Source organism: Achromobacter xylosoxidans, from assembly GCF_014490035.1.
GTDB classification, from domain to species: Bacteria; Pseudomonadota; Gammaproteobacteria; order Burkholderiales; family Burkholderiaceae_B; genus Achromobacter; species Achromobacter bronchisepticus_A.
The window spans coordinates 4,490,273-4,510,904 of record NZ_CP061008.1; the positions used below are offsets into that span (position 1 = coordinate 4,490,273).

General features: G+C 65.6%; 23 protein-coding genes and 1 tRNA gene. 3 read left to right on the forward strand and 21 right to left on the reverse strand.

The genetic code is table 11. From position 1 onward, the window contains the following. Positions 1 to 5 precede the first annotated feature (5 nt). From IAG39_RS20855 to IAG39_RS20940, 18 genes are all read right to left on the reverse strand, one after another. Positions 6 to 851 (reverse strand): type II secretion system F family protein, encoded by an 846-nt coding sequence (locus IAG39_RS20855; RefSeq protein WP_118933150.1) that lies wholly within the window; start codon positions 849 to 851, stop codon positions 6 to 8. Beyond that, positions 848 to 2,548 (reverse strand): ATPase, T2SS/T4P/T4SS family, encoded by a 1,701-nt coding sequence (locus IAG39_RS20860; RefSeq protein ID WP_118933151.1) that lies wholly within the window; start codon positions 2,546 to 2,548, stop codon positions 848 to 850. Before IAG39_RS20860 ends, IAG39_RS20855 begins: the two co-directional genes overlap by 4 nt. Continuing rightward, positions 2,545 to 3,915: a type II and III secretion system protein family protein gene (locus IAG39_RS20865; protein WP_059378990.1), complete on the reverse strand. Its 1,371-nt coding sequence runs from the start codon at positions 3,913 to 3,915 to the stop codon at positions 2,545 to 2,547. Before IAG39_RS20865 ends, IAG39_RS20860 begins: the two co-directional genes overlap by 4 nt. Next, a complete protein-coding gene (gene cpaB, locus IAG39_RS20870; protein ID WP_118933152.1) occupies positions 3,912 to 4,766 on the reverse strand; it encodes a Flp pilus assembly protein CpaB in 855 nt (284 codons plus the stop codon). The genes IAG39_RS20865 and cpaB overlap by 4 nt, the downstream gene beginning before the upstream one ends. Beyond that, on the reverse strand, positions 4,763 to 5,482 hold the full coding sequence (locus IAG39_RS20875; RefSeq protein ID WP_223283400.1) for a hypothetical protein: 720 nt from the start codon (positions 5,480 to 5,482) through the stop codon (positions 4,763 to 4,765). The genes cpaB and IAG39_RS20875 overlap by 4 nt, the downstream gene beginning before the upstream one ends. Positions 5,483 to 5,553: 71 nt before the next feature. Next, a complete protein-coding gene (locus IAG39_RS20880; RefSeq protein ID WP_118933154.1) occupies positions 5,554 to 6,171 on the reverse strand; it encodes a pilus assembly protein in 618 nt (205 codons plus the stop codon). Next, entirely contained in the window at positions 6,168 to 7,502 is a 1,335-nt protein-coding gene (locus IAG39_RS20885) for a hypothetical protein (RefSeq protein ID WP_240633315.1), read from the reverse strand. Before IAG39_RS20885 ends, IAG39_RS20880 begins: the two co-directional genes overlap by 4 nt. 80 nt (positions 7,503 to 7,582) lie before the next feature. Then, positions 7,583 to 7,849, reverse strand: a complete 267-nt coding sequence (locus IAG39_RS20890; RefSeq protein WP_054458606.1) for a hypothetical protein — start codon at positions 7,847 to 7,849, stop codon at positions 7,583 to 7,585. A 375-nt stretch (positions 7,850 to 8,224) separates the two neighbouring features. Continuing rightward, positions 8,225 to 9,073 (reverse strand): MaoC/PaaZ C-terminal domain-containing protein, encoded by an 849-nt coding sequence (locus IAG39_RS20895; protein ID WP_118933156.1) that lies wholly within the window; start codon positions 9,071 to 9,073, stop codon positions 8,225 to 8,227. Between the two features lie 51 nt (positions 9,074 to 9,124). Beyond that, a complete protein-coding gene (locus IAG39_RS20900) occupies positions 9,125 to 10,045 on the reverse strand; it encodes an SDR family oxidoreductase (RefSeq protein ID WP_118933171.1) in 921 nt (306 codons plus the stop codon). 62 nt (positions 10,046 to 10,107) lie between these two features. Then, positions 10,108 to 11,133: a Bug family tripartite tricarboxylate transporter substrate binding protein gene (locus IAG39_RS20905; RefSeq protein ID WP_118933157.1), complete on the reverse strand. Its 1,026-nt coding sequence runs from the start codon at positions 11,131 to 11,133 to the stop codon at positions 10,108 to 10,110. Between the two features lie 41 nt (positions 11,134 to 11,174). Beyond that, positions 11,175 to 11,387 (reverse strand): acetyl-CoA carboxylase biotin carboxyl carrier protein subunit, encoded by a 213-nt coding sequence (locus IAG39_RS20910; protein WP_059378983.1) that lies wholly within the window; start codon positions 11,385 to 11,387, stop codon positions 11,175 to 11,177. Beyond that, positions 11,384 to 12,751 carry an acetyl/propionyl/methylcrotonyl-CoA carboxylase subunit alpha gene (locus tag IAG39_RS20915; RefSeq protein WP_118933158.1) on the reverse strand — a complete coding sequence of 456 codons (1,368 nt, stop codon included), beginning with the start codon at positions 12,749 to 12,751 and terminating at the stop codon, positions 11,384 to 11,386. Before IAG39_RS20915 ends, IAG39_RS20910 begins: the two co-directional genes overlap by 4 nt. A 10-nt stretch (positions 12,752 to 12,761) precedes the next feature. After that, entirely contained in the window at positions 12,762 to 14,306 is a 1,545-nt protein-coding gene (locus tag IAG39_RS20920) for an acyl-CoA carboxylase subunit beta (protein ID WP_059378980.1), read from the reverse strand. A 32-nt stretch (positions 14,307 to 14,338) separates the two neighbouring features. After that, positions 14,339 to 15,007, reverse strand: a complete 669-nt coding sequence (locus IAG39_RS20925) for a 3-oxoacid CoA-transferase subunit B (protein WP_118933159.1) — start codon at positions 15,005 to 15,007, stop codon at positions 14,339 to 14,341. After that, complete coding sequence (locus tag IAG39_RS20930) at positions 14,994 to 15,683, reverse strand: 3-oxoacid CoA-transferase subunit A (protein ID WP_059378978.1); 690 nt, start codon at positions 15,681 to 15,683, stop codon at positions 14,994 to 14,996. Before IAG39_RS20930 ends, IAG39_RS20925 begins: the two co-directional genes overlap by 14 nt. Before the next feature lie 59 nt (positions 15,684 to 15,742). Continuing rightward, entirely contained in the window at positions 15,743 to 16,915 is a 1,173-nt protein-coding gene (locus IAG39_RS20935; RefSeq protein WP_118933160.1) for a thiolase, read from the reverse strand. Further along, entirely contained in the window at positions 16,912 to 17,313 is a 402-nt protein-coding gene (locus IAG39_RS20940; protein ID WP_059378975.1) for a Zn-ribbon domain-containing OB-fold protein, read from the reverse strand. Before IAG39_RS20940 ends, IAG39_RS20935 begins: the two co-directional genes overlap by 4 nt. 155 nt (positions 17,314 to 17,468) lie before the next feature. Between IAG39_RS20940 and IAG39_RS20945 the strand changes: the two genes are divergently transcribed. Next, entirely contained in the window at positions 17,469 to 18,401 is a 933-nt protein-coding gene (locus tag IAG39_RS20945) for a LysR family transcriptional regulator (RefSeq protein ID WP_118933161.1), read from the forward strand. A gap of 14 nt (positions 18,402 to 18,415) precedes the next feature. Here IAG39_RS20945 and IAG39_RS20950 read toward each other — a convergent pair whose 3' ends face one another. Beyond that, positions 18,416 to 19,009 carry a YSC84-related protein gene (locus IAG39_RS20950; protein ID WP_059379036.1) on the reverse strand — a complete coding sequence of 198 codons (594 nt, stop codon included), beginning with the start codon at positions 19,007 to 19,009 and terminating at the stop codon, positions 18,416 to 18,418. Positions 19,010 to 19,335: 326 nt separating this feature from the next. Between IAG39_RS20950 and IAG39_RS31655 the strand changes: the two genes are divergently transcribed. Continuing rightward, on the forward strand, positions 19,336 to 19,494 hold the full coding sequence (locus tag IAG39_RS31655; RefSeq protein ID WP_118933162.1) for a DUF6726 family protein: 159 nt from the start codon (positions 19,336 to 19,338) through the stop codon (positions 19,492 to 19,494). Positions 19,495 to 19,548: 54 nt separating this feature from the next. Here the strand turns inward: IAG39_RS31655 and IAG39_RS20960 are convergent, their stop codons facing one another. Then, the gene (locus tag IAG39_RS20960; RefSeq protein WP_118933163.1) at positions 19,549 to 19,791 is read right to left on the reverse strand and encodes a hypothetical protein; all 243 of its coding nucleotides are present in this window, start codon (positions 19,789 to 19,791) and stop codon (positions 19,549 to 19,551) included. A 496-nt stretch (positions 19,792 to 20,287) separates the two neighbouring features. Here IAG39_RS20960 and IAG39_RS31660 point away from each other — a divergent pair, with 496 nt between their 5' ends. Next, the gene (locus IAG39_RS31660; RefSeq protein WP_262422091.1) at positions 20,288 to 20,419 is read left to right on the forward strand and encodes a hypothetical protein; all 132 of its coding nucleotides are present in this window, start codon (positions 20,288 to 20,290) and stop codon (positions 20,417 to 20,419) included. A gap of 134 nt (positions 20,420 to 20,553) precedes the next feature. Here IAG39_RS31660 and IAG39_RS20970 read toward each other — a convergent pair. Continuing rightward, positions 20,554 to 20,632: transfer RNA gene (locus IAG39_RS20970), tRNA-Ile, on the reverse strand.

Genomic DNA, 20,632 nt, shown 5'->3' on the forward strand with positions numbered 1-20,632 from the left:
TCCCGTCAGATATCGATCCGGACAATGCGCTGGATCAGCAGCATGCCCGCGGTCTCCAGTACCGCCACGATGGCCAACACGCCCCAACCCACGGGCGTATGCCACAGCAAGCCCATGATTTCCGGTTCCAGGCGGTCGAGCACGGCAAGCAGCAGCAAAGGCAAAGCCCCCACGATCCAGGCCTGCATGCGTCCTTGCGAGGTCAGCGCCTGCAGCTTCGCCTGCAACTGCAGGCGGGCGCGCAGGGTCTGCGCGATGCTCTCCAGCGCCTCTGCCAGGTTGCCGCCCGTCTGCGCCGCAATGCGCATGGCCGCTACGACGAGCGCGGTCGAATCGGCCGGCATGCGGCCACGCAGGTTCTCAAGCGCGCTGTCCCATGGCACTCCCATGCGCTGTTCACGCAACATCAGGCCCAACTCCTGAGCCAAGGGCGCGCTGCTCTGCTCGACGACGTGGCGCAGGCCTGTGGTCAATGCCACCCCCGCGCGCAAGGCAGAGGCGAGCATCAACAGCGCCATCGGCAGTTGTTGCTCGAACCGCCGGGCACGCCGGCGCCGCAACGCATTCACCAGCGTCCGAGGCAGGCGCGAAGCAAGCGCCGCAGCGACGGTGGCGACAAAGCCGCTGCCCGTCGCGGCGAAGGCCAGTGCCGCCGCCATCGCCGCGCAAGCCACCGCGCCTGCCCACAATTGGGCTGGGTCTATGAACAAAAACACCTCGCTCAGGCGCAGGCCCGCCTCCTGGGTGTAGACCTCGCGGTAGCGGCGCAGCGCCGGCGCAAACCAGTGTTGAGCACGCCACGCCAGTAGCAGCACGCATACCATGGCGGCCCCCGCGGATAGCCAGATCATGCCGTTCCTTGCGCAAAGACAGCGGTCCCCGGCGCCGCCTGCTCGGTGTTGGAGAACCAGGCGGGATCGAAGGCCTCCTCGACCTGCGTCCATTCGCGCATGAAGCCGGGCAAGGCCCCGCAGCCGGTGAAGCCGCGCACGCGGTCGTAGCGGAACAGATCCTGGAGCTGTATGCGTCCGCTTTCCATGCCCGTGATCTCCGCTATCGACGTCACGACGCGGCGCCCGTCGCCCAGCCTCGCCTGCTGCACCACGATGTCCACGCTGGCTGCGATATGTTCGCGCACCGCAGCCAGAGGCAGATCGAGTCCCGCCATCAGAATCATCGATTCCAGGCGCCCCAGCGCGTCGCGCGGCGAGTTGGCATGCAGCGTCGTCAGGGAGCCTTCGTGCCCGGTGTTCATGGCGGTCAACATGTCGAATGCCTCCGCCCCGCGGCACTCGCCCACGACGATCCGGTCTGGCCGCATGCGCAATGCGTTGCGCACGAGCTCGCGAATGTCGATGCGTCCGCGCCCCTCCTGGTTGGCCGGACGCGCCTCCAACGCCACCAGATGATCGTGGTTCAGGCGCAGCTCCGCCGCATCCTCGATGGTCACCACGCGCTCACCGTCGGGAATCTCGTTGGACAGGATGTTGAGCAACGTCGTCTTTCCCGCCCCGGTGCCTCCGGATACCACCAGATTCCTGCGCATCCTCACGCAGAGCGCCAGGAATTGCGCCATGGCGCCACTCAGCGAACCCGCAGAGATCAGATCGGACATTCCGGGGCGCCGCTGCGGAAACTTGCGTATGGTCAGGCTGGCGCCCCTGAGAGCCACCGGCGGAATGATGGCGTGCACCCGGGACCCGTCAGCCAGGCGCGCATCCACCATGGGAGAGCTTTCGTCGATGCGTCGCCCCAAGGGCGTGACGATGCGCTCGATGACCCAGCGCAGCGATTGCTCGCTGGTAAAGGTCGCCTGATGGCGCGACAAGCGGCCGGCACGTTCGACATAGATCTCATCGTGGCGGTTGACCATGATCTCCGTGATGTCGGCAGCGGCGAGCAAGGGCTCCAGCGGCCCCAGGCCAACCGCTTCGTCGAGCACCTCGCGGCAAAGCGCGGCCCGGTCCGCCCCGGGCGGCAAGTCGGTGTCCGTGGCGACGATGAGCGTCAACAGCCGTTCGGCCTCGGCGCGCAGCATGCTGTCGCTCATGCCGGCCACGTCGAGGCGGCGCAGATCCAGCGCCGCCAGCAGCGCCGCATGCAGGCGCCGGCGCTCCTGCAGCGGATTTGGCAGCGGCAGAACCGGCATTGGCACTGGCGTCGAGGCCGCGGGCAACATCGGCGATTCCTGCACGGCAGCCGTGTCGCGAGCCGCGCCGCCAGCAGCCGCGCCGCCCGATCCCCCGGCGCGCTCCGGGACGTCCGCCAACGACATCCGCAGCCGGCAGGGCCCGATCAGTATTTCGTCTTCGGGCAACACCGGCGCGTGGCGCACGATCCGCGTTCCGTTCACCAGGGTTCCGCCCAACGTGCCCAGGTCTTCGAGCACGATCCCGACCGCTTCGCGCGACAGACGGGCGTGCTGGCGCCCCACCCTCCAGTTCACGATGCGCACGCCGCAATGCGCGCCCCTTCCGATCAACACGGGAGCAGCCACCGTGGATCTGTGCACGGAGGCGTCCTCGAACATCATTTCCACGTCGATCATGGCCGAGTCTCCGAAGAAAAAATCGGCGCGCCGTCTTGCGGCGAGCCCCACTGCGAACCGGCGCCGGCGTGGGAATCCCACCCTGCCGCGGCAGGCACGGCGGTGCCCAGGCGAGGCGGCACGGGAAAAGCCGCTTCAAGTACGCCACGTCCTCGCCGCACCCGGTCTGCCATGGCGGGCTCTGCCTGCGTAATGAGTTTGGGCGTCACGAAAATGGCGAGTTCGGTTTCCCGCAATTGATAGCGCCGGGACGAAAACAAGGCTCCCAGGACCGGGATGTCTTTCAGCCATGGCAGACCGTCGCTGGTCTCGTCCCGCTCGCGCGACAGGAAGCCACCGATGACCAGGGTATCGCCGGAGCGCACGTTGAACTCGGTGGATGCGCGGCGCGTGCGCAACGCCGGTCCGCCCGGCACGCTCAGCGCGTTGTCCACCGAACTCGCTTCTACCTCGATCAAGGATCGGATGACCCCGTTGCGGTCGATGCGAGGGGTGATCCTGAGCATGACGCCATAGGGCTTGAACATCGTGGTCGAGTTGCCGCGCGTGTCGGTCGACGCGTAGGGAACCTCTCCACCGGCCAGGAAGGTGGCGCTGGCCCCGCTGCGCGCAAGCAGTTGAGGTTGAGCCAGCATGACGGCCTCCCCGCTTTGCGCCAACATCGCTATCCGGGACGACAGCAGCGCATTGACGCCGAAATAGCCAGCCGCCGAAGAGACCGGACCCACTGTTTCTATGATCCCTTCGCCCGGACGGTTCATCCGCCCCCGCGACCCCGCATCCCAGGCCAGGCCGGCGTTGATGCCGCCTTGGGACAGCCCGTCCCAGCGCACGCCCAGATCCCTCAGCCTTGAGGTGGGGATCTCCACGACCTGCACGTCCAGCTGCACCATGCGGTCCCAGCCCACTTGCCCGGTAAAGTCCAGTACGGCGGGATAGCGGTCCGCCAGGGCCGTGATGCGCAATCGGTCATCGTCGGACAGGTCGTCGCCTTCGATCAGGATGCGGCCGCCCACCTCGGTACTGCGCGCGCCGGGAATGCGGGCAAGCAAGGCCTCGACCTCCGCGCGCAGACGCGGCGCTCCGGCCGGCACGACCCTCAGTTCATAGGCCTTGGCGCGCCCGCCATTCGCCCAGACGTGCAGGGACGAAACACCCTCGGCACGGGCAAAGACCACGACCTCGCGCCCTTCGGCCTCGATGGCGCCGATTACCTGGCCATTGCCTATCGCCACGCGCTTGACCCCGGGGTGCGACAGAATCCGCGTTTCACCCACCTGAAGTTCGATTGCCTCATCCTCCGCGCGCACTGCGGGACTGGCCAGCCAGAGCACGCAGGCAAGCATCCTGACGACGACGCGTCTCATGGCCGCTCCCGTTGAAGTCGAGCCGCGACTGTACTTTCCACATCCATTGCTCCTGCGCCTGCCGAAGGGTCCAGCCTGTCTCCGTACAGAATGGCCACACCCGGCGCATTCCGGGGTTCCTGGTCCAGTCCGACCAGCGAGGCAAGGTCGCCCTGCGCTGCACCGCTGACCACTGCGGCATCGTCGCGATGCCGCAACATCGCTGTCAGCGCCCCGCTCTGCCGCGCCGCCACGAATCGCATGGCCTCATCCGGCGTTGCGGCCAAGGTGATATTGCCGCCCTTGCTTTCACCCTCGGCGTCGCCCCCCACCATCAGCACACGCATGCCTTGCAAGAGAGGCACCGTCAGCTCCCGCTGCCGATGCGAAAAACTCACGTAGATATCGATGGCATCGCCCACGCGCAATACATCCGCCAAGCCGCCCAGGTCCGTCGCCGCCACCGTCAGCGCGCGTTGCCCGCTGCGCAAGCGGGACGCCAAGGCAGGGGCCGGAGGACTGAACGTCAAGTGCCCCCGCAGCAAGGGCTCGCCATTGGCGACATCGGCGAGCAAGGTGGCGCCAAGCAGGCTGGAAAGATCCAGGGGATCGATGCTGGCCCGGGACACCCAAGGCTGCGGAATCTCGCGCACGGCCAGGTGCACCTCTTCGAGTTGCGTGCCAGCGGGCAGGTCGTACGCCGCGACCAGCCGGCTGACCATCGGCGTGCGCGCCTCCGCCTCCAGCGCCTGGACACGCTGCTGCACGTGTTCCCGCACCGCCCACGCGGATACCAGACCCGCGATCAGCGCAATGGCATACACGCCCATTCGGCGCAGGCGCGGCACGACCTGGGTGATCCAGTTCGTCATGGTGCTCTTCCACTGACCAGAAGCCCGCTGCCGCCGTCCAACGGCACCAGCGACAGCCGCATGCGCGAGCCAGAGCGGACCCACCAATGCGCCGAATCCTCGGAGACGGGCAGGCGACGCCAGCCGTTCTGAAGCAGACGCTCCTCCAGCTGCGCAGCCAACTGTCCCGGGGGCTGCGCGTATTGCCAGATTCGCTCGGAAACGCGCACGCCCTCCTCCGTCAAAGCAACGTCCAATCTGAGACGCCCCCCGGCGGGCAGCCAGGCAGGGGTAGCGCTGTCAGGCGCAGCCAGCAGGCTGACCGCTGAAATGCTTCCGGCTGTCCGACGCGAGCCCAGGCCTTCAAGGTGGACGACCCATTGCTCCTGCCCCACCTGCCCTGAGAGGATGGCCTGGCCGGAAAACACGTTGAGATTGGCCAAGGCCGGCTGCTGGGCGGACAGATAGCGGATCAGCTCCGGCGTGCTGAGCGGCGCATCGAATACCAACACGCGCGCCGGGATTCCATGCAGCCAGATGCTCTCCGCCAACAATCCGCGACGCGAACCTGCCGGAAGACGCAATGCCTCCAGCGCAGCAACGCCTGGCCGGTTTCTGCCGCCGCCCCCGAACTCCCCGCCGCCCGTCGCAAGATCCTGAGCTGCCGCGACATTGCGCCCCCCTACCGCCGCGACAGCCAGCGCGCCGGCCATCAATAGGCGCAGCGTCTTTGCCATGGCCAAGTTTCGCCGGCCGTCGTCCCTGGGCAGGGCCGAACCGGGAAGAGACGCAGACCAGCGCAGTCCGATCATTTGCCCGCTCCCTTGCGGCTGACCAGCCGCTCCCCGGGCACCACATCCGCCCATTCGGACAACCAGTCCAGCGACAGGCCGGGCCTGCGCCAGGGTCCGTCCAGGCGATCGACAACAGGCTGCAAGCGTCGGGCCTCGGCCAACGAGGCGCGTTCCGCCCTGTTCCAGGATGTAGGCGCCCGGCCGATCCTGCGCTGCGTGTCGGTATCGCCGTGCGCATAGCCGGCGCCGCTTGCCACATGCGTGCGGCGGGCGATGCGCAACCAGGCCGCGCTATCCCGATCGAAGCGCGCAGCGCTTGCCGTTACCGACAGCAGTTTCAGATCCGCGCCGAACCATTCGTCCTGCAAGGCCTTGACCTGTGCCGGCGCGATACCCGATAACGCGGTGGCCCTGCCCGAGAGCGCCATGCCGCCGGGTACGGACGAATTCCGCATGGGTTGCCCCAAGGCGCCGGCCATCGCGGTCTTGCGGCTGGCCTGCGCCATTTCCCGCGCCGTGAACTGCAATCCGCCAATCCAGGACGCTGCCCAAAGCAGCAGGGCCAGCAGCGGCAGCATCAGCAACGCTTCGACCAGAGCCTGCCCTTGCTGGCGCGCGGGAATCCGGTTCATGGCGCCCGCCTTGCCTGCGCGGCCTCTGCGGCGCTGACGGCGGACAAGCGCGCCTGCCAGTAAGGGCGGAAAAGCGTGGCAAGTTCATCACGGCCATCGGCCCGCCGTTCCGGCCGCGCAAAGTAGGTTTCCGCCGCAGAAGTGACGGTGACGGCGTCTTCCGGTCCCAGCGCGCCATAGCGGAACGCCCCCAAGGGCGTGCGGACTGCGCTGTCGCCATTCGTGGTTTTCAAGGATGAACCGGCAAGCCCGACGGCCACCGCGAAACGCAGGGGACTGCTGCTGCGTGGCAAGGCGATGTCGCGATAAGCTGGCAGACCCCGCCCCGGCCAGCGCTGAACGGCTGCCATGGCGTACGAGTTGGCCAACGGATTGGTGACGTCGTCGAGCAGGTCCCATCTGGCCAACAGCTCTACCCAGCGCCAGAAATCCTGCTCGGAAAAATCGAACGGCGGCTCTTCCACGTACGTCAAGCCTTCGGGCGCCTTGATCTTCTGGCCTTGCGCCGTGCCCCAGCCCATGGCGTATTCGCGGAAGTAGCAGCCTCTCCAGCGATTGAAACGCAGCGCATGGTAGGACTGGGTATCGAGAGCGCCCCACCGTCCATCCGGCCCCAACCAGGTGGCCCCCCGGCGCCGCAACTCGTGGCGATACAAAGGGCATAGCGGATGCACCATCCACGGATTGCGGCGCGTGGCGCTGCGGCGGTCGAGAAAGCCATAGCGTGCCGCCGCCTGCTCGACGGCCGGCCGCAAACCCGCCTCGCGTGTGGCCAGACGACGCCCCACGAACCCAGGCCATTCATCGGTCAACAGCCGCAGGCTTGCGCCCCGGACATGCGCAACATCGACGCCCGGCGACGGACCATCGTCCGACAGATTGGCAAACAGCACCTTCTTCATGATGCGCTCACGCGAAGCCGCCAAACCTGCGACAGCGGACGCCGCGGCAGCCTCCAGGACCTGGTGGACCACCCTGTCATGCTCGCCAAACGCGGACGCGAGTCTCTGCTCGGCCTCGGGCACCGCCCGCACCGTTTGGTAGGCTGCCCCCACATCGGGGCCGAACAACATGGCGATCAGGCCGGCGGGCGGATTGCGCCGATCACGCTGCGACTGCATGGTGCGGGCATACTGCGCCGATGCAGCCAGCGTGACCAGGTGCGCCATGGCGACCTGATGCGCGATCTGTGTGCGGTTGATATAGGCCAGGGCGTTGAGCGCGCGCGCTTGCTCCAGCGCCCCGCTGTAGGCGGCCGCGTCCGCGGCATGCGTCAGCCGCTGCCGCGCTCCCACGGTTTGCCCCAAGTTGTACAGCACGACCAGGGACATGCCTCCCACCGCGGCCATCAACAGGCCCAGGACCAGCGCCTGGCCGCGCTGGTGGGCAAGCGGTGCGCAAGAACGTGTGTTCACTTCGCATCCGTGGCATTGCCGGTGAAGGACTTGAGTGAACGGGCCTTGGTCTGCGCCGCCGCCTTTTGCGCCGCCTGTTGTGCCGCGCGGCTCTGCGCGCCGCCGTCTTCGCCGGCCAGTTCACGCGCCATGGCGGCGGTCTGCGATCGCACCACCTGGCCGAAATACTGATACACCGCGATAGCCGCCACCGCGACCAAAGCCACGACCACCACGTATTCCGTCATACCCTGTCCCGACTGACGCTTGCGCAACCCTGACATATCCGTTCTCCGGCACTGTGAAGACAGGCTTCAGTGTCGGCGTCCGCCCCCGGCGTCGCTATTCGCGGATGCCGAGGCGGATAAAGTGATCACGGGTTCGTTGACAGTTCACGGACAGCAGCGGCCGGCGCAGGCTGGCCGCCGCGCAAAACGGCATGAATCTTGTAACCCTTTAATATTCAAGGGTTTTCCCTATTGCCCGACCTATGGCTCAGCAGTAGATTTGAGTTGCCGGGCTGTCTGACACCCATCGCGTGCGAAGCCGGGCAGGAGCGCCTCAGACTCACCTTGAGCTGGGGCGCTCTTCCATTTTGCGGCGCGCAAATGCTCGTCCCTCAGGGCAACAGTTCCGACGCGCCCCGCCTCTACAAGGCGCTAGGCGACCCGCAACACCCCATTGTCGATAACGATTGCGTCACGCTCGACGACCTTCGCCCGGAAGGAGCCGTCCCCCCAGACGTCTATGCTCAGCGTCTCGCCGGGGTACATCGGCCCGGAAAATCGCAGCGACACGGAACGCACCGCCCCATTGCCCGCAGGCTGCAGCTGCTTGGCGACGGTGTGCGACACCAGGCCAAACGAGCACAGGCCGTGCAGTATGGGGCGGGGAAAGCCGGCTGCCTGGGCGACCTGCGGATCGCAGTGCAGCGGGTTGTAGTCGCCGTTGAGGCGATACACCAGCGCCTGCTCGGGCCGGGTGCGCGCCTGCACGGTCCAGTCCGGCGGCCCGTCGGGCATGGCGTGCGCCGGGCGCGCCAGCCTGCCGGCATTCGCCATGCCGCCATCGCCCCTGAGCACGTGGGTGGCGGAAGTCCGCGCGATGAGCAGTCCCGTACCGGTATCCGTCAAGGTTTTCTCGGAATACAGCAACAGGCCCTTCTCGCCCTTGTCGACAACCTCCACCACGCGGGTCTTGCCTGTCAGTTCGCCGGCGGCGGGTATGGGATGGAACAGTTCCATTCCCTGCTCGCCGTGCAGCAAGCGCACCGTATCGGCCCCGATATCGGGCGCATCCAGCCAGAAGCCCGGATAGCCAAGCACCACGGCCATGTAGGGCAGCACGAGCGGATCGTGCCGCCTGCCCACGTAGGCCAGGTCGGACTCATTCACGGGATCCTGCCCCAAGCCCACCGATAGCGCGTACAGCATGACATCCCGCTCGGTGTAGCGCTGCCTGATTTCCGGCAGTTCATAGTTCAACAGTTGTTCATGGCTCAAGCGCATGACGTTCTTCCCCTTGGTCCCGAAAACACATCCATGACCATGGCGTCCGGGTCAGATCGGATCCCAGCTCATCACGTCGGGCGAGCGCTCCAGCGGATAGAAGTGCTTCTGCATCGCCGGAATGGCGACCTCGGCAATGCGCTGCGGCGTCCAGCCTTCGCTGAAGTGCACGGAACGCACGGGACGTGGTTGGCTCATCAACATGATCTCGTTGGCGCGCACCGCGAATATCTGACCGCTGACCTCTCGCGCGGCATCGCTGAGCAAGTACACGGCCATCGGCGCAATCTTGCCGGCCTCCATCTTCTTGAGTTTTTCCACGCGGTCCCGCTGCTGTGGCGTATCGGTGGGGATGGAACTGGTCATGCGGCTCCAGGCTGACGGGGCGATGCAGTTGGAGCGCACGCCATAGCGGCCCATGTCCAGCGCAATCATCTTGGACAAGGCCACGATGCCCAGCTTGGCCGCTCCGTAGTTGGCCTGGCCGTAGTTGCCGATCAGCCCCGACGTCGAGGTCATGTGCACCATCGCGCCGCTCTCCTGTTCGCGGAAGTGCGTGGCCGCCGCCCTGCTGACGAAGAATGTGCCATCCAGATGCACCGCAATGACGGCCCGCCATTCTTCCTCGCTCATCTTGTGAAAGGAGCGGTCGCGCAGGTTGCCCGCGTTGTTGACCACGCCATCGATGCGTCCGAAGTGATCCATGGCGCACTGGATGATGGCGTTGGCGGACGCGTGCGTCGCGACCGAATCGAAGTTGGCGACGGCCGTCCCGCCCGCGCCGCGGATCTCGGCAACGACTGCGTCCGCGGGCGCCACTGCGGCCGACAGGTCATCGCCATTGAGCGCAACCCCGATATCGTTGACCACGACCTTGGCGCCCTCGGCCGCCAGTTGCAAAGCGATCTCGCGGCCGATGCCGCCTCCGGCTCCGGTCACCACCGCCACCTTGCCTTCCATCATGCGTTCCATGCCCATGTCTCCTCAAAACGGGCCCGCCGGCTGTCTGCGGCAGGCCCAATGCTGTCGATTGCCTACTCGGTCGTTACGTTGGCGCGGCGCACCACCTCGGCCCACTTCCTGCCCTCGCTGCCGATAAAGGCGGCGAACTCCGCGGGCGTATCGGGATTGGGCACCGCTCCCTGGTCGCGGATCTGCTTCTGCATGTCGGGTGTCTGGATGATGGCGACCACCTGCTTGTTGATCTCCGACACGACGTCGTCCGGCGTCTTCGCGGGCGCCCACAGGCCGAACCACGACACGACCTCGTAGCCGGGCACGCCCGCCTCCGCCACGGTGGGCACATCGGGTAGCTGGTCACTACGCTGAGCCGAGGTCACTGCCAGCACCTTCAGCCGGCCCGCCTTGATGTGCGGTAGCGCCGAAGGCAAGTTGTCGAAAATCATGGAGATCTGGCCGCCCAGCAGATCCGTCACTGCCGGCGTGCTGCCCTTGTAGGGCACGTGCACCATGTCGACGCCGGTCATCATCTTGAACGTCTCGCCTGACATGTGCAGCGTGCTTCCGTGTCCGGAAGAGCCAAAGGTGAGCTTGCCCGGGTGGGCGCGGCCGTAGGCGATCAGCTCCTTCACGGTGTCGTACGGCGCATTCTTGGGCACCACCAGGGCGTTCGGCACCATGGCGGTACGCGTGATCGGTGCGAAGTCCTTGATCGCGTCGTAGGGCATCGATTTGTAGAGACTGGGGTTGATGGCGTGCGTGCCTATCGTGCCCATCACCAGCGTGTAGCCGTCCGGCGCCGCGCGCGCCACTTGCGCGGTGCCGATGTTGCCGCCCGCGCCAGGCTTGTTCTCGACCACCACGGAAACGCCCCAGCGTTCGCTCAGGCGCTGGCCTATCACGCGCGCCAGGATATCGGTCGTGCCGCCCGCCGAGAACGGCACGTTTATCGTCACCGGCTTGTTGGGAAAACCCTGCGCCGTCTGCGCGCCCGCCGCGCCAGCGCCCAGCAGGGCCGCCAGTCCCAGCAATGCCAGGAACTTCAGGGGACGCTTGCGCGCAGAAGCTGCGGGCGCGTCTTTTTTGATTGTCTTGAACATAGTCTCCTCGCTCTTTTATCCAGGTTCAGAGGCGGTCCGCCTCAATCCAGCACAGCAAGATCCTGCCCTTCCTCCACTTCATCGCCAACCGCCACCAGAATCTTGGCGATACGGCCTGCTGCCTCGCTTTCCACGGGAATCTCCATCTTCATGGACTCGACCTTGAAGGCCTCGTCGCCCGTCTGAATCCGTGCGCCCTCTTCCACGCAACACGCGACCACGCGGCCCGCGACGTTGGAGACGATTTTTTTCATGCCAGCTCCTTTACCGACTCTGTTGAAATCACTGCCTGCAAGCCGTCGACGGTCATCGTGCCGGCCTGGAACCGCTCCGACGCGAGCACCTGAAGCATCATCGGAATGTTGGTCTTGATGCCCTCTACCCGCATGCTGCCCAGTGCACCGCTCAACTCCCGGATCGCGGCAGCGCGATCGCCTGCATGCGCGATGACTTTCGCCACCATGGGGTCGTAGTGGCTGGAAACCCGGTTGCCCTGCGCGTAGCCTGTTTCTATCCGTAGGCCTGGGCGGGAGGGCGGTAACTCGAACGTTTTCAGGACGCCGGGCGAAGGCAGGAAACGCACGGGATCCTCGGCATACACGCGCGCCTCGATGGCATGCCCCGCCACGGCCGGTTGCCTGCCGATCACCGACGACAGCTTTTCGCCCGCAGCCAGGCGGATCTGCGCCTGCACGATGTCCACGCCGGTGACCGCTTCCGAGATGGCGTGCTCGACCTGCAGGCGCGTGTTGACCTCGAGGAACGAAAAGCCGCTGCCCGGCGTGTACAGCATCTCCACCGTGCCTATGACGTCGTAGCCGATTTCTCCCAGGATGGCCGCCAGCCGCTCGGCCATGCCGGCGACCGCCTGGCGGTCGATGGCCGGCGCCGGCGCCTCCTCGATCACCTTCTGGTATCTGCGCTGGGTGGAGCAGTCCCGTTCGAACAGGGACAGGACATTGCCAAACCTGTCCGCCAGGAACTGGAATTCGATATGCCGCGGCGATGGCACGAATCGCTCCATGTACAGGGCGGGATTGGCAAACGCCTTTTCCGCCATGCCGCTGGCCCGTTCCCAGCTGTCGGACAGCGACTGAGGATCGTGGACGGGGATCATGCCTATGCCCCCGCCGCCGCCCGCAGGCTTGATCAGCACCGGATACCCGAGCGCGCCGGCGGCCTGGCGCACCGCGACCATGTCATCGCGAGGCAGGATGCCGGTGCTGCCGCCTGCCTGCAAGCCGTGCCGTTGCATCAACTCGCGCGCACTCGCCTTGTTGCCCAGCACATCGATCCACCTGGGCGAAGGTCCGATGAAGCAATGCCCCGCCGCTTCCACCCGGCGCGCGAACTGCGCGTTCTCGGACAGGAATCCGTAGCCGGGATGCAGCGCGTCGGCGCCACAACCCGCCATGACCTCGAGCAGCAGGTCCTGGTTGAGATAACTGGCCCGCGCAGGCGCAGGCCCGATGCAGTAGCTTTCATCGGCTTGGCGCACGTATGGCAGGTCAGCATCGGTCTCGGAGTACACCGCCACGGATTGCAGGCCCAGCGCCTTCACGGCGCGCAGAATGCGCGCGGCGGCGGCGCCCCGGTTGGCAATCAGGATCTTCTTCATCTGTATCCCCTCAGGGCCGGTATCCGGTGGCCACCATGCCGGGCTGGCGCAGCGGCGCGGCCAGATTGGCGAACTCGACCAGGCGCGCGCGCGTGCAGGCCGGATCGATGATGTCCTCGATGACGAAGGCTTCCGCGCTGCGGAACGGGGACGTCAGGGCCCGCACTCTTTCCTCGATCTCCGCGCGCTTGGCTTCTGGGTCGGCGGCCGCCTCGATCTCGGACCGGTACGCCACCTCCAGGCCGCCCTCGATCGGCAGCGAACCCCATTGCGCCGATGGCCACGCATAGCGGAAGTTGAAGCGGCTGGAATTCTGATGGCCGCCCGCGGCCACGCCGAAAGCGCGCCGCATGATCAGCGAGAACCAAGGCACCGTCGACTGCGAGACCGCCGTCAGCGCCCTCACGCCGGCGCGCATCACGCCGTCCTTCTCGGCTTCCAGGCCGATCTGGAAACCCGCGATGTCCACCAGGTTCACCACCGGCAGGTGAAAGGTCTCGGCCAGGTCGAGCAGGCGGGTGAATTTCTCGGCGGTATGCCGGTCCCAGCCGCCGCCATAGTGATAAGGATTACTGGCGGCGAACAGCACCGGCCAGCCATCCACCCGAGCCAGCCCGCCCACGATGGCCTTGCCCCAATGCCGGCCGATTTCGAACACGCTGCCGGGATCGAACAAGGTTTCCAGTATGGGCCGGATCTTGTAAACCTTGCGCGTGTCCTTCGGAATGGCCGTGCGCAGCCATTCCTGCTCCGCCGCCGCGGCCGGAACCTCGCCCCTGGGCGCAAGATCGTGCACCGAGGCAGGCATGTACGACAGGAAGCGCCGTGCGGCCGCGAAAGCCTCGTCCTCGGAACCCACCTCGTCGTCGACCACGCCATTACGGGTGTGGATGGCGCTTCCGCCGAGTTCGTTCTTGCCCAGATGCTGGCCGATCTTGGCCACCACCGGGGGACCCGCGATGAACAGCTGCGACGTGTCCTTCACCATGACGGAATAGTGGCTGCCCGCCACGCGCGCAGCCCCTTGGCCCGCCACCGACCCAAGAGCCAGCGACACCACCGGGACCTGAGCCAGGTTGCGCGCCACATAGGCCCAGATCTTCATTTTCGGCAGCAGCGCATGCCCCATCTTCTCGATGTTCTTGACCGACCCGCCGCCGCCCGTGCCGTCGATCAGGCGCACCAGCGGAATGCGCAGGTCGAACGCCATCTGCTCGGCGAATATCATCTTGTCGCCCACGGCGCCGTCGTTCGCGCCGCCGCGCACGGTGAAGTCGTCGCCAACGACCACGACGTTTTTGCGGTCCAGCGCCGCGCGCCCCATGATCACGTTCGAGGGCATCACATGGACCAGGCGGCCCTGCGCGTCATACTCGCCGCTGCCGGCCAATCCGCCGACCTCGACGAACGAGCCGCCGTCGACCAGCCGTTCGATCCGTTGGCGGATGTCCAGCTTGCCCGCGTCATGCTGACGCTTCACCTTGTCCACGCCCCCCATGCTCAGGGAAAACTCCTTGCGGCGTGCCAGCTCGTCCAACTCCTGCGTCCAGCTCATTACTTCCTCCCATGACGGCGCCAGCCTGAGGCTCAGGGCGCCAGTTCGATCCACGCCTCGTCTAGCGTCAAGTCCACCGCGGTCCGCGCCTGCAACGCCGCGAAATCCAGGCCCCGCACCATCGCCCGCACCCGTAGGCCACGTGGCGTGATGTCCAGAATTGCCAGATCGCTGTAGATGCGATCGACCACGGCCTTGCCGGTAAGGGGGTAGGTGCATACGGGCACGATCTTCGGCCGGCCGTCGCGGTCCACGTGCTGCATCATCACGAAGATGCGCTTGGCGCCCGCCACCAGGTCCATGGCCCCGCCGACCGCCGGAATCGAGTCTTCGCGCCCCGTGTCCCAGTTGGCCAGGTCGCCGTCGGCCGATACCTGGAAGGCGCCCAGCACGGTGAGATCGATATGGCCGCCGCGCATCATCGAAAAGGACACTACGTGATCGGTGATCGACGCCCCGATATCCAGCGCGACGGGCTCCTTGCTGGCATTGAGCAGATCCCTGTCGATCTCGGCGCCTGGCGGCAGGCCTTTCATGCCCAGGATGCCGTTTTCGCTGTGCAGCACTACGCCGCGCTCGGGCTTCAAGTGATCCGCCACCGACGTCGGCATGCCTATGCCCAGGTTGACGTACGAGGCGGGTGGAATATCGTCGGCGACGATCTGCGCCATGCGCGCGCGGGACAGCCTATTGATGCTCATTGGGACACTCGACGATGCGTTGAACGAAGATTCCAGGCGTCATGACCTGCTCCGGCGCCAGCGCTCCCAGCGGCACCACCTGGTCGACCTGGGCCACCGTGAGCCTTGCGGCCATGCACATCACAGGTCCGAAATTGCGGCTGGCGTAGCGGTAGGTCAGATTGCCCGCGCAGTCGCCGTACTGGGCCTTCACGAAAGCCACATCGCCCGGCAGCGGCTCTTCCAGCACATAGCCCCGGCCATTGATGGAGCGCGTTTCCTTGCCTTGCGCCAGCCGCGTTCCATAGGCGGTGGGCGTGAAGAAAGGTCCCATGCCCGCGCCGGCGGCGCGCAGGCGTTCGGCCAAGGTGCCTTGCGGCACCACCTCCAGTTCGATCCTGCCCGCCGCATACCATTCGCCGAACGCGGCGGCATTGGGCTTCTCGGGATTCGAGGAACGGGCGAAGGAGCAGATCACCCTGCGCACCCGGCCCGCGCGGATCAACTGGCTCAAACCCTGCTCGCCATTGCCCGCGTTGTTATTGACGATGGTCAGTTCGCGCGCGCCGGTCTCCAGCAGCGCCTGCAGCAGTTCCGTCGGCACGCCGGATGCGCCGAATCCGCCAATCAATAGCGTGGCGCCATCCGCCACGCCGGCCACGGCCTCCTCCAGAGAAGGCACGATCTTGTTCAACATTGCTCACCCCATGACGGCAGACGCGCTCACGGCGCCTCCACCGCAGACTTATCGGACGGTCAGAGCGCAGGCAGCGCGCTCAGGATCGCGGTGGACTGACTGGACAAGGTGCCGCCATTGCCATGCACCAGGGCCAGGTTCGGATCCTTCAACTGGCGCTCGCCGCACTCGCCGCGCAACTGCCTGACGGCCTCCACCATGAGAAACACGCCGTACATGCCCGGATGCACGCAGGACAGGCCGCCGCCGTTGGTATTGACCGCCAGCCGCCCGCCGGGCGCGATCCCACCGTCGTCGACGAACGCGCCGCCCTCTCCCTTCTGGCAGAAGCCCAGGTCTTCCAGGAACAGGATGGTGTTGATGGTGAAGGCGTCGTACAGCATGGCCAGGTCCATATCCTTCGCGGACACGCCGGCCATCTCGTAGCAGCGCTTGCCCGATTCAAACGCCGCCGTCACCGTCAGGTCATGCATGGACGAAACCTGCCGGTTCCACACCGCGGTCGCGTTACCCATCACGTACACCGGCTTCCTGGCGCAATCGCGGGCCCGGTCCGAGCGGGTCAGCACGAAGGCGCCGGCGCCATCGCTGACCATGCAGCAGTCGCGCACCGTAAAGGGCGCGCAGACCGGACGAGCCGCCTCCACGTCCGCCAGCGATAGCGGCTCGCGCATGGTGGCTTCGGGGTTCAACTGCGCCCATTTCCGCGCGGCCACCGCGACCTCCGACAGCTGCTTGCGCGTGGTGCCGTACTGGTGCATGTGGCGGCTCGCGGCCAACGCATAGGCCGCCACCGGCAGGGGCGGGTCATAGGGCGTTTCGTAAGGCTGAGGGTCGAGGGATTTCCGCGCGCGGGTCAGATCGGCGCGGTTGAACTTGGCGGTGCGCTGGGTGCTGCCGTAGCAGACGAGGACCGCGTTGCACTGCCCGGACGCCAGCGCGTGCATGGCGGGCAGCAGATGCGCCACGTAGCTGGAGCCGCCTATCATGGTGCTGTCCAGGAAGGTCGGCCGTATGCCGAGATACTCGACCACAGACATCGCCCACATGGGCGACAGGGAACTGCAGGTCGTGATGCCGTCTATGTCCTTGAGGCTCAGGCCGGCGTCCGCAATCGCAGCCATGGCGGCCTGCGCCAGCACCTCCTGCTCGGTATGACCGCGGGCCTGGCCCAGCCCGGCCTGCCCGACGCCGACCACGGCGGTCTTGCCTCTCAAATCGCGCAGCGTCATGCATCTGCTCCCGTAGGCACGAAGACCACTTGCGCCGCCTCGCCGTCCCCGACGATTCTGGCGCTGACGCGCATGCCGATCCGCACATGCCCTGGCGCGATCTCCGCGACACGGCTCATCATCCGCACGCCTTCCTGCAGATCCACGAGGCAGACGTTGTAGTCGCCGCCCTGCTCCGTGTTGCGATACACGGTGGTGCTGGCGTACACCACGCCCTCCCCCGTGGGGCTGAACCAATCCAATGCCGCACCGCCGCAATGGGGACATACGCAGCGGGGATAGAACACCGCCTGGCTGCAATCGGCGCAGCGTTGGATCTGAAACCGGCCTGCCCCCAAGCCTTCCAGATAAATCTGCTCGGGTCCGCCCGCCGCCTGCGCACTGCTCTGGATCTCCACCCTTGCCTCCTGTCGTGTCGTCTTTTTCAACCTGCCAACATTGCGGCTCAGTGTAGGGACAGGAACGCGGCAGATAAACGGACCCTAGGGCAAATCACTTTTAACTTTGCGCGCGAGAATGGCTAAGATGGCGTGCACCCATCAGCCCGACAGCCATGTACATCCTGATAGACCATCTCAAGCATGTTCTGAACTTCGTACGCGTCGCGGACAGCGGCAGCTTCACGGCCGCGGCGCACCGGCTCGACATTTCAACCGCGGCGGTAAGCAAGAGCGTTTCGCTGCTTGAAGCCAAGTTGGGCGTGAAGCTGCTCAACCGCACCACGCGAAACCTGTCGCTGACCGACGATGGCGAGTTGCTGCTGCAGCGCTGCCGCCACATCCTGCTGGAAGTGGAAGCCGCCGAGGCCGAAGTGACGGGAGCCAGCGTGAGCCCGCGCGGCAAGCTGCGCGTGCATGCGCCGGTCGGCTTGGGCAGAAAGGTCATCATGCCCGCGCTGCTGTCGCTGACCGCGCGCTATCCGGAGCTATCGATCAACGCCGATTTCAGCGACCGCATGCCCAATCTGGCCGAAGAAGGATTGGACGCCACCATACGCATCGGCGTTACGACCGATTCGCGCGTGATCGCCAAGACCTTGTCCCGGCTGCGCTACGTCACCTGCGCCAGCCCCGCCTATCTGGCCACGCACGGTGCACCGGCCACGCCCGACGAGCTGGAACGGCACAATTGCCTGGCCTACGTCCAATGGCAGACCGGCCGATATCACGAATGGGATTTCCAGAAAGGTGATGAGCGCTACACGATCACGCCCGGCGGCACTCTGAACGTGAACCATCCGGAAGCCATCCTGGACGCCGTGGTGGCCGGCGCCGGCATTGCCCGCATGGCCAGCTTCATCGCGGAGTCCGCCGTGCTGGACGGACGCCTGAAACTGGTGCTGACCGATTGGATGGCGCCCGGCGCGCCGGTCCAGCTGGTCTATCTGCCGAACCGGCACCTGTCGCCGCGCATCCGCGCTTTTGTAGATGCGATGGTGGAAGCCCTGCCGCCCCAATTACCTTGGGAGCAAGCCATGGGCTTATGAGGCGCGCGCGCCTCTTACAACAGCAGCGGTGAAATCTTGCTGCCGTCCACCGACACTCCGGCCATGAGGCCGCCATTGTTCAAGACGAAACCGACGATGGGTTGCTGCGCGGTGTAGGTATCTATGCTGCCGTTGACGCCCACATTAGCCACCGCGACAGTGGCATCCGCCCCCACCGTCCAGCCGCTGCTGGCCCGGAACTTGGCCAGGGCGCCCTCCGTCATGAACAGCACCACCATCGCCTTGGACTGCGCGCCGGCCTGCAAGCCGATGGAGCCGCCCGTGATGCTGTAGTAGCCGGTATCCGACCCGCCTACGCGCAGCACGCCGGTTCCATGCTGGGCTCCCACAATGAAGCTCGCGCTCAGCACGCCCGGAAACACCAGCACGCCGCGCGCGCGTTCCACCAATTGCTTGGCCTGGGACGAGGACTGATAAAGCTTGGTCAGGGTCGCGTCGGCCGCGGTATCGAGTTCCTGCCGCTTTTCCGCGGCCGTGGCCGAGGATTGGGCGGTGGTCGTGGTGCAGCCGGTGAACACCAGGCTTGCCACGCCGAGCATCGCGGCGATCACGCCGGCCCGGCCTGCCTTGGGGAGAGTATCAAGCATGTAGCGCTCCTTATTGTTGTTGGACGCCCCTTCCAGGCACGCCCGAAAGGAACGCCACCATCCTACCTGGGATTTCCGGCCCTGGCGCCCTGCAAGCGGGCTCTGCGTTACCTCCTGTTCCAATACGAGCAAGTGTCATTACACTTGGCCAGCATTTCCCCAATAATCGGCGGGGAGACACAGAGCAGAATGCCGCCTGCGCCAGGCATCGTGCACATTTTCTTCAGAAGCAAATCTGCGTCTGAACATGACCAGCATCGACGCCGTGCGACACCGCCAGCCCGTACCCAGGCCGCGCCTTGATCAATTTTTTCCGAGCACGTCCGATGAAGTGGATTCTGGTCTCAATGCTATGCATGTTCGCTTCCGGCTGCGGTGTCGTCGCCGCCCCTTGCCGCATTGCATCTGCCGCCATCAAGATCGTGCCGGTCGTCGGCGACGTCGCTACCGCGCCGACGGATGCTTGCGCGGAAGTCATCGACTGATGCACTGCCTGCCTTGTTCCCTTGCCTGCGGCAGACGCAGTTCCTTGATCCCACTTAGCTGCATGTGACAACGCTGACCATGCTCAATGCACTGGTCAGGTATTGGATTGCGGCAGCTTTCTCCGGCGTCTGGTGAACGGACGAACTTTCCAGCTTCACCAAGGCATGCCTCATCAGCTCACTGGGAGACATCATTGAGATGTCAGGCGCCATTGGGCGAACGCCGCTCCACGCCAGGGCTTCCGCCTCGAAAGCCAGCGGGTCCAGGGCAGTACCAGGCAGGGCTTTGGATTTCATCGGAGTTCTCCATTGCAGTCGTGCACAAAGAGAGATCAGAGCAAAGGCCAATACGAAAGTTCCGGAGGAACGGCAGGCCGTGGCTCAGTTCCAAGCATACGGATCTGGGTGCAGCCCACGCGATCTGGTGAACAAACTGGTGGCCATAGAGAGGGACCGGAACCCGCGATGGTTTGGTCCTAATCGCCCACTGCCCAACAAATTCGTCCTGACGGCATGCGCGCTGTCGTCCTGCGCCAACGCGATAAGGGAACCGCAGAAGCCCGCCCAACCATTTGCGATGATGCGGGGCCTCGGCGTAGTACTCAAAGAAGTTGATGTATAGCGCGTCACGACCGCCCCACAGCCCGCCTCAAGCGGATTTTGTTGCCGCACGGTCTATGCAGTAGCACTTACGCAAAAGCAGGTGCGAGCATTATTGCGACTTAGCAGCGAGAACCGAGCAAATGAATTGAACCCCTTCCGGTAGCACTCTTCGTACTTAGCATCCGAAAAAATGCCAGGAACCGCTTGCTGTACATCCAGCAAGACCATCGAGGGCTGGCTCCGCGCCACCGTGTGCGCCAGCGCGATGATCAACGCAAAGGTGGATCTGTACACCGTGGGAGCGGTGCTGGGCCACCAGTAAGCGACTAGCACCAAGCGCTATGCGCACCTGGCGACCTACGCGATGAAAATGGTGCTCGGGGAGATTGGCAAAGAATCCCCAGACAAAAGAAAAGCGCGGGTTGCGTGAACTACACGCAAACCCGCGCCATTACTTGGTAGGCCCCCCGAGAGTCGAACTCGGCACCAACGGATTATGAGTCCGCTGCTCTAACCAGGCATGAGCTAGAGGCCC